Origin of the sequence: Erwinia psychrophila (assembly GCF_039023475.1) — a bacterium.
GTDB lineage: Bacteria > Pseudomonadota > Gammaproteobacteria > Enterobacterales > Enterobacteriaceae > Erwinia.
Genome location: NZ_JBCHVB010000030.1, coordinates 1 through 617, shown reverse-complemented (window position 1 = coordinate 617; position 617 = coordinate 1). Strand labels below are relative to the sequence as shown.

At 59.8% G+C, this 617-nt stretch carries 1 protein-coding gene; it reads right to left on the bottom strand.

Features of this window, described 5'->3' with window-relative positions:
- Positions 1-617: hemagglutinin repeat-containing protein (locus tag AAH446_RS19680; RefSeq protein ID WP_342908355.1), on the bottom strand; the 617-nt coding region annotated here is incomplete at both ends.

The window sequence follows — 617 nt, the reverse complement described above, 5'->3', positions numbered from 1 at the left end:
TTGGCGCGATGCTGCCGTTGGCGTGGTCCGTGTCGCGGCTTAGCTCCGCCAGATCCTGTTTCTGACGGGCCTGGTCACGGATAATAATGGTGCCATCCGCCACCGCCGCCTGCGTGGTGCCTTCAGCATGGCCTTTACCGTTCAGCCCGGCCAGCACATTGCCCATATTAGACATCGCGTTGCTGGCCAGGGTGGCGCCGCCACCTCCACTCAGGCTGATCCCCGTATGGCTGACTTTATAATCCGCCTCATTGCGGATATCGCTGAAGCCCAGCGTGCCGGTATCCAGACGGTTATTCTCCGGCCCACCCTGGCTGGCTATCACACCTCCGTTCAGCTGAGTGTGATTGCCAACCGTGACATCAAAACCGCCTTTACCGGCATTGAGACCGCTCTGTTCGATCACGCTGTCATAATCACTGCGCAACTTGTCCTGACTGGCACTGATATAGCCTGACCCCGTCATTGTCCCGAACGTAAAACTGCCGCCCGCGCTGACGCTGGTCTGTTTCGAGTCATAGCTGTCGCTGTCCTGAAGACTGGTGACCGTCAGGTCACGCCCGGCATCCGCCGTGATCTTTTCGCCGCTGACCAGCGCGCCGGAGAGCGTGGTATCG